Consider the following 15,015-nt stretch of genomic DNA (forward strand, 5'->3'; position numbering starts at 1 on the left):
GATATGCTGATGCTTTTCGTTATCCAAAATCAAAAACTATGCTAAAAACGATCATAAGCAGACCTGTACTAGCTACCGTAATATCCATTATTTTGGTTATGCTAGGTATTGTTGGTATGCTTCAATTACCAGTAACCCGTTTTCCCGAAATTGCCCCTCCGAGCGTAAGCGTAACCCTTTCTTATCCAGGAGCTAATGCCGAGACGGTGGCACAAAGTGTGCTATTGCCAATCGAAGAGGCTATTAATGGTGTGGATAATATGACCTATATACGGTCTACCGCAAGTAATACGGGTTCAGGAAATATTAATGTCTTTTTTAAGGCCGGAACCAATCCGGATCAAGCTGCTGTAAACGTACAAACACGTGTATCAAAGGCCGCCAGCCAGATTCCAGCAGAAGTTAACGAATCTGGTATCAGTGTCATGCCCAAACAGAATGGGGTTATCATGACTATGAATATTTATAGTGATCAGCAAGACACCATATACGATGAAACATTCCTTCAAGCCTACGCACAGATCAATATCAATCGTGAATTGCTGCGGGTATCCGGTGTTGCCGCTATTACCCGTATCGGTGCACGGGATTACTCCATGCGTACTTGGTTGAATCCTGAAAAATTAGCTGTATATGGCTTGGTTCCCCAAGATGTCATTGATGCGATTAAAAGTCAGAACTTTGAAATTGCACCAGGAAAATTTGGAGAAGGTTCTGATGAGGTTTTTGAAACCGTATTAAAGCACCGTGGCCGTTTCAGTAAACAAGAAGACTACGAAAACCTTGTCATTAAAACGAATAAAGACGGTTCGGTACTTTATTTAAAAGATGTAGCGCGCATCGAATTAGGAGCCACCAATGTAGGGGCCGATAATAAAGTCAACGGATTTCCCGGATTAACGCTTAATATCGTTCAAACAAGTGGTTCTAATGCTGTAGAAATCGATGGGCAGGTCAGGAAGGTGATGGAAAGGTTGGCGAAATCTTTTCCTGAGGGCATTAAATATGAAATTACCTATAGTGTGCGTGATCAGATCAATGAATCTATCAGTCAGGTTAAGCATACCCTATTCGAAGCCTTTTTTCTGGTATTCGTGATTGTATTTATTTTCTTACAGGATCTTCGTTCTACCTTGATTCCTGCTATTGCTATTCCAGTATCCTTGGTCGGTACCTTTTTCTTCTTGCTACTTTTTGGTTTTTCGATTAATGTGCTCACCATGTTTGCCCTCGTGCTAGCTATTGGTATTGTGGTGGATGATGCCATTGTGGTTGTTGAAGCCGTACATCAGAAAATGGAGCGTACAGGTTTATCACCACGTAAGGCAACTTTTTCTGCTATGAGCGAAATCACGGGTGCGATACTCTCTATTACCATGGTCATGGCAGCGGTATTTTTACCGGTCGGATTTATGCAGGGTCCAGCAGGTTTATTTTACCGGCAGTTTGCTTATACCTTAGCGACAGCCATTTTAATTTCCGCATTAAACGCATTAACCCTTAGTCCGGCACTTTGTGCTTTATTGCTCAGAAATACCCATCACGACGAGAAGGAAAAAGAATTAAAGGGAAATAAAGTATCTAAATATTCCCGGAAATTCTTTGACGCCTTTAACGTAGCGTTTGATTCCTTAACGAACAAATACATTCGTTCCTTAAATTTCTTATTGAATAAAAAGTGGTTAGCCATATTTGGTTTGGTGGCACTTTCCGGAATAGGGATGCTATTGATGAACCGAACCCCGTCGAGCTTCATCCCTACAGAAGATGATAGCTTTATTACCTTCTCTATGGCTATGCCTCCAGGGGCATCTCTGGCTAGAACAACAGAAGTACTGCGACGGGCAGATAGCATTATCCGGAAGCACGATGAATTGTCAGGCATGACAACTATTTCTGGTTACAATACGATAGACGCTGCTGCCAGTCCGGCTTTCGCTGTTGGCTACATTAACTTAAAAGAGCATAGTGACCGCCCCCATATTAAAGACGTCAATGATTTTATGGACACGATCCGCAATGATTTGTCCCAAATTTCTGAAGCTACATTTAGTGTTTTCCCCCGCCCTACTGTTCAGGGATTTGGAGACTTCAGCGGACTGGAATTTGTGTTGCAAGATCGTTTGGGGGGGACTTTTTCTTCATTCAGCAAGGTTGCCGACAATTTCATACAGGAGCTCAAAAAGCGCCCTGAAATTGCCAATGCCTTTACCCCATTCAAAGCTAATTTCCCGCAGTATCAATTGGATATCGATTTTGTGAAAGCGCAGGCCTTAGGGGTTACAGCGAAAGACCTTATGACAACTGTAAGAGGCTACTACGGACGTGTCCAAGCGGGTGATTTTAGCAGGTTTGGTAGGCAATACCGGGTATATATGCAAGCAGATGCCAAATTTACCAATGATCCCGAATCGTTTAAATCCATATTTGTGCGCAATAAAAAAGGAGAAATGGTACCTGCAAATACGCTTATTACCTTACGCAAAGTATTTGGCCCGGAAACGGTAAACCGATACAATTTATTTAACGCCATTGCGATAAATGCAACACCAGCCAAAGGCCATAGTACCGGAGATGCAATGCGTGCCGTAGAGGAAGTAGCAGAAAAGGTTTTAACGGCTAATTACAGTTATGAGTGGACGGGAATGAGCTTAGAAGAAAGGCAATCAGGAGGACAAACGATTCTTATTTTTACATTAAGCATTCTTTTTGTCTATTTCTTACTTGCTGCACAGTATGAAAGCTACATTCTACCCCTCGCGATCTTGCTGTCTGTACCGGTAGGTCTATTGGGTGTATATACAGCCGTTAATCTTGCAGGATTGGAAAACAATATTTATGTCCAAGTCGGTTTAATTATGCTGATCGGTTTGTTGGCCAAGAATGCTATTCTTATCGTCGAATTTGCGGTACAGCAGCGTAAAAGTGGATTGTCCATTTTTGATGCGGCTATAGAAGGTGCCCGTTTAAGGTTACGACCGATCTTAATGACTTCATTGGCTTTTGTTGCGGGCTTAATTCCTCTCATGTGGACAGTTGGGCCTTCTGCGCAAGGAAACCACTCCATCAGTATCGGCGCCGCCGGCGGTATGTTATTTGGTGTAACGATTGGTATATTCATCATACCGGTACTGTACATGCTGTTTCAGCAATTAGATGAAAAAGTTAAATCAAAGATGATTCAGGAGGAAGATGATTAAACCTATGAGAAATACAGTAAGAACGACCAGCGTCGTCTTAATCATAAGTTGTGCGTTGGCCCTATGTTTAAATGCCTGCAAGGTAGGTAAAAACTATCAACGTCCACAACTCAATTTACCAGACAAATATCGGAATGAGATCACTCCGGCAGACTCGGTTGGAATAGGAAATATCTATTGGAAAGATTTCTTTGTCGATTCTACTTTACAGACGCTGATTGACACCGCTATTGTATACAACTATGATATGCGCAAAGCGCTAAAAAATATTCAAATAGCCAATGAACAGGTGTTACAGGCCAAAGCGGAATTCTTACCCGAGATCAATGCCAATATTGCCACCATAGAGCGGAATTTCCGTTCAGAGAACTTCTATTCCACTCCTACCGCGAAATGGTATGATGGTCGAGGTAAAACAGCTCCCAAAAACATGTATACCTATACGCCACAGCATAGTAGCGGTTTAAGTTTGAGTTGGGAATTGGATATCTGGGGCAAAATGCGCCGGCTTAACGAAAGCACCTTAGCCCAATATCTGCAAACCTATGAAGCACGTAAATTGCTACAGACACAATTGGTAGCGGATGTCGCTGAAGGCTATTATAACCTCTTAATGCTAGACGCCCAACTGGAAGTAGCCCAAAGAAACTTACAGCTTACCGATAGCACGCTACGGATTGTACAATTACAACGCGATGCCGGAAAGGCTACCTCTTTGGCTATTCAGCAAACTAAATCACAACTTTTAGCCGCTAAGGCACTTATTCCACAATTGCAACGGGAAGTCGTTATTCAGGAAAATGGTTTAAGGGCACTTGCCGGACAACTGCCAGACAGTATTCGTCGTAGTGCTTCGTTAACCGATTTTCTGATTGAAGATTCTGTGTCTGCGGGCGTTCCGCTATACATGGTTAGTCACCGACCAGATGTAAAGGCTTCGGAGTTGGCCCTACGAGCTGCGAATGCCGATGTTGGTGTGGCTCAGGCCTACCGTTACCCTACCCTTATGATTGAAGCCGAAGGCGGTGTAAACAGTATGTTACCGGCCAACTGGGTAAAAATTCCGGGTTCTTTATTTGGAGGCCTCGTGGGAAGTCTTACCGCTCCGATTTTAAATAAACGCAAAATAAAAACTGATATCGAAGTTGCGAAATTAGAACGGGATAAAGCAGAGATTGATTTTCAACAAACGGTGTTAGATGCCGTTAATGAGGTAACCAATGCTTTAGTGACCATCAAAAAATTGCAGGAAGAGTATGATATTGCCGAAGAGCGGGTAAAAGTAACCCAGTTGGGTATCAGGCAAGCACGTTTACTCTTCAAAGCCAATTATGCGGATTACTTGGAAATCATTACAGCACAACAAAATGCTATTGACAGTGAGCTGGAATTGGTTAGCCTGAAGCAACAATTGCTCTTGGCAAGAGTAGAGTTATATCGAGCGCTTGGTGGAGGATGGCAAGGGTAGATTTGCTATTAGTTACTCGTTATGGGTTATTAGCGCCTTTAGGAGAGTCACCATTACAAAAAAAGCCCAGTGTTAAACTGGGCTTTATCAAACAACGAAGAACGATCAACGAATAACTACTAATGGATACCCATAAAAATTCTATTCCATCGGATTTTATCGAAGAATGAACCTTTATCATCCAAACTCAACCAAACAAATAACGCTTTGCCTACGATGTGATCTTCGGGTACAAAACCCCAAAAGCGGGAATCTAGGGAATTATGGCGGTTATCGCCCATCATCCAATAATAATCCATGTTAAAAGTATAACGTTCGGCCTTCTGACCATTAATATAATAGCCATCTGGTTTTTTCTCAAACGTATTTCCTTCATAAACCGTAATGGCTCGTTCATAGCGAGGTGCTGTTACGCTGTCTAACGTAACCGTCCACCCTTTATGCGGTACAATGATCGGTCCGTAATTATCGTGGTTCCATTTATTCCCGGCTACATGTGGAAAAATATCATCGCTTGGTTCTGGTGCATCTTTGGGGAGAATATAGGGTTTTACCTCCTTTACATTTGCCCAACCGGCTATTGTCTTGGCCAAGGAAGAGGTTAAATAAAACATATATTGACCTGGTAAATTGGTTTGCCCCCCATCAATACGTAAATCCCGAATACGATCCGGATTCAAATCGGTGCCATCTGTGGTTACCTGATACAGCAGTTGTCCTTCTACCGGTGTAATTCCTTTCTTGCCATTAACATATACTTGTGCTTGCTCAATGGCAATGGTATCGCCGGGAATACCAATGGCTCGTTTAATATAGTTTTCTCGTTTATCTACCGGACGATTAAAAGGTGCATCAGCCTCCATGGGGTAGTTAAACACCACCACATCATTGCGCTTGATCTTCTGCAAACCCGGTAGGCGACGATAATCCATCTCCAACCCATCCCAATAAGCCTTAGTACCAATAATAGGCATGGTATGATGGGCAAAAGGAAAAGCGACAGGTGTCATGGGCAAACGTGGGCCATAATTAATCTTACTAACGAATAGAAAATCGCCTGTTAATAAACTATGCTCCATTGATCCAGATGGTATCATATAGGCCTCAATCAAAAACGTACGGATTAATGTAGCTGCCACCACAGCGAAAACAATAGCATCAGCCCATTCTCTCGCCGCCGTTTTTTTATACGGATACTTCTTTTTGAATTCTTCTGTTGCCGAGGCCCCCCAATACGTTATCTTTTGATCGCTTCCCCATAAGGGAAAAACGATAAAGGGGATAAAAATCGTAGCCACCTGATCCAGAAACGACCTTCTACCAAAACAGCGAACAAAATCAATATATAGACCAATACCAATAAATAAATTAACGATCGGTACCAACAACAAAATAACCCACCACCAAGGCCTGCCTGTTAATTGTGTAAGGACATATTCCCGGTAAAATGGAATTAATGATTCCCATCCTGGGCGACTAGCTTTTACAAAGAGTAACCACAATCCTACCTGGGTGCCTAAAAAAAATAAAACAAGAAACGCTGTTAGCATACTGTAATGAATTCAAAATTAAAAAGTCAAAAACCCGAAGGGTTCATTGATTCCAAAAAAATTAATACTATATCAATAATTAAAAAGCTTAAAGCGTAGAGCCTATAGCTTAGAGCCTTATCCGTTAAAATCAAACATATCCGTTACAGCATAAAAACCCTCCTTGCCTTGTAGCCATTCGGCAGCAATCACCGCACCTAAAGCAAAACCTGATCGACTGTGCGCCGTATGTTTAAATTCTATTTGATCAACTTCTGAGCTATACAATACAGTATGCGTACCTGGCACTTCTTCAATACGGTGGGATTCTATCAATAATTGGTGTTTCTTAGGCACTACTTCTTCGCCCTCTCCCACCAAATCATTCACCCATTCGCTTTTCTCATCGATATGATCGATAATACCTTCAGCAATCGTGATCGCAGTTCCACTAGGTGCATCCAGCTTATGCGTATGATGAATTTCTTCCACCTGTACGTCATATTGTTTATACGGATTCATGGCTTTCGCCAGCAATTTATTGATGTGAAAAAAAACATTCACACCAATACTAAAGTTAGACCCATATAATAGGGTTTTGTTACCCTGCAAACATTTTTCTTTTATTTCTTCCAAATGATCATACCAACCCGTAGTACCCACCACTAGGGGTAGATTTGCTTCGAAGCACAGTTCAATATTTTCGATTGCTGCATGTGGTGTGCTAAAGTCAATGGCCACATCCATTTCCTGTAAATCATCGACACCAATTTCATCGCGATTATTTTCATCAATGATTAAGGCAATCTGATGTCCGCGTTCGGAAGCTATTCTCTCTATGATACGGCCCATTTTGCCGTAGCCAATTAACGCTATATTCATTGTATTAGCAGTTGATTATGTATTTAGGTTGCAATATACGATTTTAGTTAGAATGCCAACAGCTAAGCGCTTTAAATAACACATGGCTTATCGAATGGTAAATGTTGCCTTTAATCCGACCACAGGCATATTACCAGAAGCAAATAGTCCCATACGTGGAGGTTCCAACAACGTAGGTTTTAACTGAAACGTTAAGTCTTCACTAATATCGTAGCGCTTAAATTTAGCATCGATATACGCATCGATAATATTCAGTGCGTACCATCCTACGGTAAGCAAGATCGTTAAATCCCTATTTCGTCGATAAAAGTCTTTTGCGCCGATAAGCCAATCGGTGGGAGCGGTTTCGTATTTTGGATTTAACGGAATATCCTGATTTTCCAGTCGCTGCCTGACCTCAGCTAACGTTTCCTGATAATTGTTATTGGCAAACACAAAAGAATAGCCCAAACCTCCGAAACCAGCCCAAACAATAGGAGCCTTTACATACCCCCAGCCCCCATTAAACAACTGCCCCCAACCGGGTAAGACTGCTGAGCGCCGCGCGGCTTGTTTGGTTAAATTTTCCAGCGCCAAACGGGCAGAATCTTTATAAATTTTAGGTTTAGTGGTATCTGCTTCCGCCTCATCCGATTTAAAAAGTCCTTTGAAGAGTCCTTTTTTCTTTTTTGGCTGTTCCTTTGAAGGTAAATTGGTTGTATCCGTCATATTAAGACTATCCTTGCTAATTTGATCAGCAGGTGTTCGTATACTATCAGGTACCTGAGCCAAAAGCGGAAAACCAGATACTGCCAGCAAAAGGAAAAACAAGAAAAGGCGAATACTTAACATTACCAGTCTAATAATTCCAAGATCCGACCAAGATCATCTGCTGACGTAAAAGGGATTTCGATAGACCCTTTACCTTTTTTATCTTTGACGTTTAGCTTAACCCTGGTGGCAAACTTTGAAGCGAGATCATCCTGAATCTTTTGAAATTCAAACGTCAGGGGCTTGCGTTTAGTATCGCCTTTCCCTTTAGACCGATGTCCTTGATCATTTACTAATCTTACCAATTCCTCCACCTTACGTACAGAAAGCCCTTTATCAATGATCTCCTGGAAGATGTATAGCTGCTTATCAATATCAGCCACGTTAATGAGTGCACGTGCGTGCCCCATACTCAATTGATTATCTCGAATAGCGGCCTGTATAACCGGGGGTAATTTTAACAAGCGGAGATAATTGGTTACTGTAGACCGGTTTTTACTTACACGATCACCAAGTTCTTCCTGCTTTAAATGACATTCATCAATCATGCGCTGAAAACTCAAGGCTACTTCTATAGCGTTTAGGTTTTCCCGCTGAATATTCTCAATGAGTGCCATTTCCAGCATTTGCTGATCATTGGCGGTGCGGATATAAGCAGGTACCTCCGTTAAACCGGCTAATTTAGAAGCACGTAAACGCCGCTCACCAGAAATCAGCTGATACTGTTGCTGATCAACTTTACGGACGGTAATGGGTTGAATAAGTCCTTGAAGTTTAATAGAATCCGCCAATTCATTCAAGGCTTGAGCATCGAAATCCGTCCGTGGCTGATAAGGGTTTACCGCAATGGCTTCTATTTTTATCAAACTTACCGATCCTAACGGCGCCTCGCTATCCAAACTTGTTCTAACGGGGTGTTGATTGTTTTGTTTAATGTCCTCCGTATCATTCAGCAGGGCACTTAAACCTTTTCCTAATCCTATTTTTCGCTGATGCGCCATTATATATTAGCCTCCTCTTGCACTTTCTGTAAACCGTTTTTAATTAAAATCTCCCGAGCCAAATTTAAATAATTTATGGCTCCTTTAGAATTGGCGTCATGCATGATTACAGAAATACCAAAACTGGGAGCTTCGCTTAAACGGGTATTCCGTTGAATAATGGTATTAAATACCAGATCGTTAAAATGCGAACGAACCTCTTCTACTACCTGATTAGAAAGGCGCAAACGCACATCATACATGGTTAACAAAATACCTTCAATCTCTAAATTGGTATTCAACCTATTTTGTACAATCTTAATGGTATTTAATAATTTGCCTAAACCTTCTAAAGCAAAATATTCGCATTGTACCGGAATAATTACCGAATGCGCAGCGGTTAAAGCATTAATCGTAATCAAACCAAGCGAGGGAGAACAATCAATGATAATAAAATCATAGTCGTCAATGACTTCATTCAATACCGACCGCATTTTAAACTCACGATCACTTAAATTAATCATCTCAATTTCTGCACCTACCAAATCGATATGTGCCGGCAGTAAATCCAAATTTGGCGTTTCTGTTTTCTGAATAGCCTCTCTAGGGTTCAAATCATTAATAATACATTCGTATACGCTCGACTTGATTGTACGGGGATCGAAACCAATGCCCGATGTAGAATTCGCTTGAGGATCGGCATCTACTAAAAGTGTACGATATTCCAATACCGCAAGGCTTGCTGCTAAATTAATTGAGGAGGTTGTTTTACCTACCCCTCCTTTTTGGTTGGCTAACGCGATGATTTTGCCCATTTTCTTCTATAGTCGTAATTCATAAATCAGCAGTTAATGGCTCATGCACTTTTGCTGTCTCTTATCCATTAAACTGAGAATGATGAAATAATATTGTGCAAAAAAAATTAAAAACACAAGGCTTCCTTACATTTTGATGTATTAAAAACACACAGTAATTGCTAACTTCGCAGTTTTAACACCTCATGATTAAGGTTGCTAAGATACAAAATTTACATGGCTTAAAGACCTCTACAGGTTTAGATTTTACACATTATTATCCACAATGATTACGATCATATCTGGTACCAACCGCAAAAATAGCAATTCCTTAAAAGTTGCTACGTATTATCAAAAGCAATTAGACCTAAAAGGCCTGGGCTCCGAAGTACTTTCCTTAGAGGAATTGCCACACGATTTTATTTCGAGCGATCTTTATGGAGCAAGAAGCGAAACATTCCAAGGCATTCAAGACCGAATTACCCTAACAACGAAGTTCATTTTTATTATTCCAGAATACAATGGAAGTTTTCCAGGCGTTCTTAAAACCTTTATTGATGGCTGTCTGTTTCCGGATAGCTTTATGGGGAAAAAAGCTGCCTTAGTCGGGATTAGCTCTGGGAAATACGGAAATATACGCGGTGTGGAACATTTCACAGGGGTATGCCATTACCTTAATTTACATACCTTACCTTTACGTATCCATATTCCCTATATTAGGCAGGAGCTCGACGAAACGTTCAATTTCTACAAAGAGGACACCTTGCATTTCACCAATCAGCAATTGGAGGAATTTATTCGGTTTTGATGTAGCGGATAGGCTGGCAATGCACAACTCGTAACACACAACGCTTAAGAGGCCACAATTACCTTAATTCCCCGTTTTTCCAATTGCTTAATTAACAACGGTGGTGCGTCGGTATCGGTAATGATATACTGCACATCACCTATATCGCAAATTTTACCGATACCTCTTTTCCCGAATTTAGTACTATCGGCCAAGACGGCTACATTTTGTGCTGATTTTATCATCTTCTGATTTAGTCCCGCTTCGGCTAAGTTACTGATGGAAAATCCGAAATCAACATCAATACCATCAACCCCTAAAAAAAGCAAACCACAGGATATATTGTCCAAGATATATTCGGCATGAACCCCAGCCACAGAAGAAGAATTGGGTCTTACCAGACCACCCAATTGCAATACCTCGATATTACTTTTGCCACTTAATTCTAAGGCAACCTTAATTGCCGGTGTAATAACGGTAAGGGTATTCGTTGGCTGCAACAAGCGAGCTAATTCAAACACCGTTGTACCGGAGCCGATCATGATGGAATCATTTTCTTTAATCAATTCCAATGCAGCTTTGGCAATTTTTTGTTTTTTTTCTGGATTGATCAACGCTTTTTCCACAATAGGGCGATCATTGGCATAAGGATTGGTCAGCGATGCGCCACCCCGTGTACAAAAAAGCAAATTTTTATCTTCTAGAAACTTTAAATCTTTCCGAATAGTAACGCCAGAAACTTTTGTCATTTCTATAAGTTCTGGGATGGTTGCGCTACCATTCGCTTTAATCAATTTGATGATCGATTCATGTCGTTTCGTAATGTTCCTCATAATCACTATTTATGTTACAATACTAGGCAATATTTCTGAAATATCCATCACGACCTAATCTGTATTTACTTTTATTTCATTTTGTTTTATTTTTTGTAAAATTTTATTTTATTTTGTTAAACAAAATTAAACTAGTGTTATTTCTATTAGAAAAAACATGCCCTATACTAACCAAAAAAACAGAACCAACACCCTAGCAACAGGGTGAAAAATCAACATAGTAATGAATTTAAAGCAAATGATGAAGAAATTATCGGCGTTTTAAACACAAGCGTTCCCAAATTTCAGTTAGACCAGCCAGGACATTAACCATCCATTTTAAACTAAAATAAACAACGCTCAACCAAATAAGAAGCTATAACATGAAATCATGAAAAGAAAGATTTATGGAACCTTTTTTCTTGATCAGAACACTTATCCATATGTTAAAAGTCTATCGCCGGTAAAAAGGTGCCTGGCAACCATAATTAACTATTAAAAAACATACAAACCTGTATAAACCACCCATTTATTAACTAACCAAAAAAGTCTAAATACATTTTTTTGATAACGTACGCTTAACCGGTTCTTAAAATCAAAGACGTTTTTTTGAAAACAATTTGCAACAAGTGTAAATAAAATAAAACAACAAATTAAAACCAGTAAAATGAAAAGAAAGATTTATCTCTTACTACTAAGTTTATGCTGTTTAACCTTCCTATCGGCGCAGCAACGCGTTTGGGCAGGTGCACGTATGAACGAGTGTAGCATCCCTGGGGCAAATGGAGATCCCTCACCCCAAGAACAAAAACAAACCTTAGGACACCTCCGTGGTAACGTTACAGATGAACAAGGAAAAGCAATAGCCGGTGCTAACATTCGCATTGTAGAACTGAACAAAAGTACTAGTTCCGATAATGAGGGTCTTTTTTCCATAGATCTACCAGCGGGAACGTATACCTTATATGTTACATCCATTGCTTATCAAGAATATCGGCAAACGCAAGTAACGATATCGGCCAACAAAACGCTTACTTTAAATTTTACTCTACAAGAAAGGATCGACGCATTAGATGAGGTTGTCGTTGTCGGTTACGGCGAACAGAAAAAAGTAAATCTAACGGGTTCCGTATCCTCCGTGAGCAGTGAACAACTGGAGAAACGCCCCCTTATATCGACTTCCAACGCCTTACAAGGTGTCGCTCCGGGTGTAACCGTAACATCGCAAAGTGGGGCTCCAGGTGGTGATGGTGGACAAATACGCATTAGAGGGATCAATTCTTTTAACGGATCCGATAGCGGTCCGCTTGTGCTCATTGACGGGATCGCCGGCACCTTAGACCAGATCGATGTCAACTTAATCGAATCCATCTCGGTATTAAAAGATGCGGCATCATCAGCCATTTATGGCTCACGCGCTGCCAACGGTGTCATTTTGATCACAACCAAACGGGCAGCGGAAGGCAAATTTACCGTTAACTACAAGGGTTATGTGGGCAAGCAGGATGCTACACGCATTCCGGAAGTGACAGACGGACTTACCTTCATGAATGTTTTTAATGAAGCAAATAGAAATGATGGTGGGGGCGACTTATACAGTGAGGCGAACATTGCTGATTTTAAAGCACAGTATGCCGCCGACCCGAACAACTTCGACTGGCAAAAAGCGATTCTTGATGGATCAGGACTTACACACAATCATTTTGTATCCCTAATGGCTAATACAGGTAAAATAAGTGTTATGCCTTCTGTTAGTTATGCCGATCAGCAAGGGATTATTAAAAACACCGGGTACAAGCGTTACAACATACGTAATAACATGGACATTCGTCCAAATGATAAAGTAGCTTTAAAATTCGACTTGGCGCTTACCAATAGCAACCGCTTACAGATTGCAAATGAAGGTACTGTCTGGAATTATTTAGGTCGGATGCCTACCAATATTCCCATTAGACGTAACGGGCTCTGGTCGGAAGGCTGGGTAGGCAACAATCCTGTCGCATTTATTGAAGAAGGTGGTGATCGGACAGCAAACAACCTTGAGCTCCAAGGAAACCTTAACCTCAATTACAAACCTGTTGACTGGCTTTCGCTAACCGGTATCCTGGCACCGAGGTACCGCACCAGAAACAATCATGTGTTTACAAAGAGTGTCATGACCTATAACGATGATGGTACGGAAGCCGGAGCGGCCAATACCTTTACGGATCTAACCGAATCAGCCTATCGCTATTTCTATGGCAACTATCAATTTTTGGCTGCTACCCACAACACATGGAAAGCACATACTTTTCAGTTTATGTTGGGTACCTCGCGTGAAACCTATGACGAAAAATACCTGATGGGTTATCGACGTGATTTTGCGTATGACGACTATGAACAACTGGTTGTTGGAGCAGACAATGAAACAAAAGACAACAATGGTACGCAAGACCAATGGCTATTGGTTTCTACATTTGGCCGGTTTAACTATAACTATAAAGATCGTTACCTCTTTGAAGCAAATTTCCGTTACGACGGTACTTCACGCTTTATCAATAAAAATCGCTGGGCATTCTTTCCATCCTTCTCGGCAGGTTGGCGCATATCCGAAGAGGCCTTCATGGCCAATGCCAAAAATGCCATCAATCAATTAAAATTACGGACCTCTTGGGGTAAATTGGGTAACCAGAATATTGGTACTTCCTATTACCCTTTTACCGAAACATTAGCATTAGGCAGTATCTCGATGGATAACAAAATCTATCCCTTGGTAACGCTTAACACGCTGGCAAATCCTGATCTGCGATGGGAAGCAACCACCATGACAGGCGTGGGCTTGGATGCCGTTTTATACCATCATTTTTCCCTGACGGCCGATTGGTATCGGAAAAACACCGATGGGATTTTGCTTACCCTAAACATTCCACAGCTTATCGGACTAAACGCTCCCTATCAGAATGCAGCCAAAGTGCGCAATACGGGTTGGGAAATCAGCACCCGCTATGATAACCAATGGAATGATTTTAAACTGGGTATCGGTTTAAACCTATCCGATGTCAAAAACGAAATTACCGACATGAAGGGCCAAACATCGGGCGACTTGTTACGCCAACAAGAAGGGTCGGCCATTAATTCTATTTACGGCTATATAGCCGACGGGTTATACCAATCGCAGGAAGAAATTGATGCAGGCCCCACACAGTTCGGCACTTTACATCCAGGCGATATCCGATACAGAGACATTGCAGGTGCTTTCGATAGTAATGGAAACCCCATTCCCGACGGCAAAATCACCAATGACGATAAAACCATTATTGGAAGCACCGTTCCACGTTATACCTATGGCCTGAACCTCGATCTGGGTTGGAAAGGTCTTCGGTTCAGCGCTTTCCTCCAAGGGCTAGGTAAAGCCGATGGCTACCTGAATTCCCACTATGTCATACCAACCGCCAACTCGAGTGCCATCAAAACATGGCAACTAGATTACTGGACGGAAGAGAACAGGGATGCGGCCTTTCCACGCCTATCAATCACCTCCACCAATAACACGCAGAATTCCTCTTTCTGGATGAAAAGCGCAGCTTATATGCGATTAAAAAACATACAAATTGGTTATGTATTGCCCAAAAATCTACTCAAAAAAATAGGAATAAGCGATTTGTTTGTGTACTTGAACGGTCAAAACCTATTCACCTTCACTGATTTCTGGCAAGGCTACGACCCTGAAGTAGGTTATGATGCAAGTGCAACAGACGGTGTATCACTAGGCGGAGCAGCTTATTACCCGCAAGTCAAAATTTATTCATTAGGTATTGATCTTAAATTTTAAAG

10 protein-coding genes are annotated in these 15,015 nt (G+C 41.3%); 4 read left to right on the forward strand and 6 right to left on the reverse strand.

From position 1 onward, the window contains the following. The first annotated feature begins 38 nt into the window (after positions 1 to 38). Together ABD930_RS15195 and ABD930_RS15200 are read left to right on the forward strand one after the other, a co-directional pair. A complete protein-coding gene (locus tag ABD930_RS15195) occupies positions 39 to 3,200 on the forward strand; it encodes an efflux RND transporter permease subunit (RefSeq protein WP_345232596.1) in 3,162 nt (1,053 codons plus the stop codon). A gap of 4 nt (positions 3,201 to 3,204) precedes the next feature. After that, complete coding sequence (locus ABD930_RS15200) at positions 3,205 to 4,668, forward strand: efflux transporter outer membrane subunit (protein ID WP_345232597.1); 1,464 nt, start codon at positions 3,205 to 3,207, stop codon at positions 4,666 to 4,668. Between the two features lie 119 nt (positions 4,669 to 4,787). Here ABD930_RS15200 and lepB read toward each other — a convergent pair whose 3' ends face one another. The 5 genes from lepB to ABD930_RS15225 all read right to left on the reverse strand — a co-directional run bounded on the left by lepB (position 4,788) and on the right by ABD930_RS15225 (position 9,624). Continuing rightward, positions 4,788 to 6,218 (reverse strand): signal peptidase I, encoded by a 1,431-nt coding sequence (lepB, locus tag ABD930_RS15205; RefSeq protein WP_345232598.1) that lies wholly within the window; start codon positions 6,216 to 6,218, stop codon positions 4,788 to 4,790. 117 nt (positions 6,219 to 6,335) lie between these two features. Continuing rightward, a complete protein-coding gene (gene dapB, locus ABD930_RS15210) occupies positions 6,336 to 7,079 on the reverse strand; it encodes a 4-hydroxy-tetrahydrodipicolinate reductase (RefSeq protein ID WP_345232599.1) in 744 nt (247 codons plus the stop codon). An 87-nt stretch (positions 7,080 to 7,166) separates the two neighbouring features. Further along, positions 7,167 to 7,910, reverse strand: coding sequence for a DUF5683 domain-containing protein (locus ABD930_RS15215; RefSeq protein ID WP_345232600.1), 744 nt, complete (start codon positions 7,908 to 7,910; stop codon positions 7,167 to 7,169). Beyond that, the gene (locus ABD930_RS15220; protein WP_345232601.1) at positions 7,910 to 8,830 is read right to left on the reverse strand and encodes a ParB/RepB/Spo0J family partition protein; all 921 of its coding nucleotides are present in this window, start codon (positions 8,828 to 8,830) and stop codon (positions 7,910 to 7,912) included. The genes ABD930_RS15215 and ABD930_RS15220 overlap by 1 nt, the downstream gene beginning before the upstream one ends. Beyond that, on the reverse strand, positions 8,830 to 9,624 hold the full coding sequence (locus ABD930_RS15225) for a ParA family protein (protein ID WP_345232602.1): 795 nt from the start codon (positions 9,622 to 9,624) through the stop codon (positions 8,830 to 8,832). Before ABD930_RS15225 ends, ABD930_RS15220 begins: the two co-directional genes overlap by 1 nt. A gap of 265 nt (positions 9,625 to 9,889) precedes the next feature. Here ABD930_RS15225 and ABD930_RS15230 point away from each other — a divergent pair, with 265 nt between their 5' ends. After that, positions 9,890 to 10,411: an NADPH-dependent FMN reductase gene (locus ABD930_RS15230; RefSeq protein ID WP_345232603.1), complete on the forward strand. Its 522-nt coding sequence runs from the start codon at positions 9,890 to 9,892 to the stop codon at positions 10,409 to 10,411. Positions 10,412 to 10,455: 44 nt separating this feature from the next. Here ABD930_RS15230 and ABD930_RS15235 read toward each other — a convergent pair whose 3' ends face one another. Further along, positions 10,456 to 11,223, reverse strand: a complete 768-nt coding sequence (locus ABD930_RS15235) for a DeoR/GlpR family DNA-binding transcription regulator (RefSeq protein WP_345232604.1) — start codon at positions 11,221 to 11,223, stop codon at positions 10,456 to 10,458. Positions 11,224 to 11,869: 646 nt separating this feature from the next. On the opposite strand from ABD930_RS15235, the gene ABD930_RS15240 reads away from it, so the two are divergent. Then, on the forward strand, positions 11,870 to 15,013 hold the full coding sequence (locus ABD930_RS15240) for a SusC/RagA family TonB-linked outer membrane protein (protein ID WP_345232605.1): 3,144 nt from the start codon (positions 11,870 to 11,872) through the stop codon (positions 15,011 to 15,013). Positions 15,014 to 15,015: the final 2 nt, after the last annotated feature.

The sequence above is a fragment of the Olivibacter ginsenosidimutans genome, from assembly GCF_039542865.1.
GTDB classification, from domain to species: Bacteria; Bacteroidota; Bacteroidia; order Sphingobacteriales; family Sphingobacteriaceae; genus Olivibacter; species Olivibacter ginsenosidimutans.

What these genes read in the sequence shown, in the direction of transcription:
- dapB (WP_345232599.1), bottom strand. Translation starts at nt 7,079, where the DNA reads ATGAATATAGCGTTAATTGGCTACGGCAAAATGGGCCGTATCATAGAG.
- ABD930_RS15240 (WP_345232605.1), top strand. Translation starts at nt 11,870, where the DNA reads ATGAAAAGAAAGATTTATCTCTTACTACTAAGTTTATGCTGTTTAACC.
- ABD930_RS15230 (WP_345232603.1), top strand. Translation starts at nt 9,890, where the DNA reads ATGATTACGATCATATCTGGTACCAACCGCAAAAATAGCAATTCCTTA.
- ABD930_RS15215 (WP_345232600.1), bottom strand. Translation starts at nt 7,910, where the DNA reads ATGTTAAGTATTCGCCTTTTCTTGTTTTTCCTTTTGCTGGCAGTATCT.
- ABD930_RS15200 (WP_345232597.1), top strand. Translation starts at nt 3,205, where the DNA reads ATGAGAAATACAGTAAGAACGACCAGCGTCGTCTTAATCATAAGTTGT.
- ABD930_RS15225 (WP_345232602.1), bottom strand. Translation starts at nt 9,624, where the DNA reads ATGGGCAAAATCATCGCGTTAGCCAACCAAAAAGGAGGGGTAGGTAAA.
- ABD930_RS15220 (WP_345232601.1), bottom strand. Translation starts at nt 8,830, where the DNA reads ATGGCGCATCAGCGAAAAATAGGATTAGGAAAAGGTTTAAGTGCCCTG.
- ABD930_RS15235 (WP_345232604.1), bottom strand. Translation starts at nt 11,223, where the DNA reads ATGAGGAACATTACGAAACGACATGAATCGATCATCAAATTGATTAAA.
- lepB (WP_345232598.1), bottom strand. Translation starts at nt 6,218, where the DNA reads ATGCTAACAGCGTTTCTTGTTTTATTTTTTTTAGGCACCCAGGTAGGA.
- ABD930_RS15195 (WP_345232596.1), top strand. Translation starts at nt 39, where the DNA reads ATGCTAAAAACGATCATAAGCAGACCTGTACTAGCTACCGTAATATCC.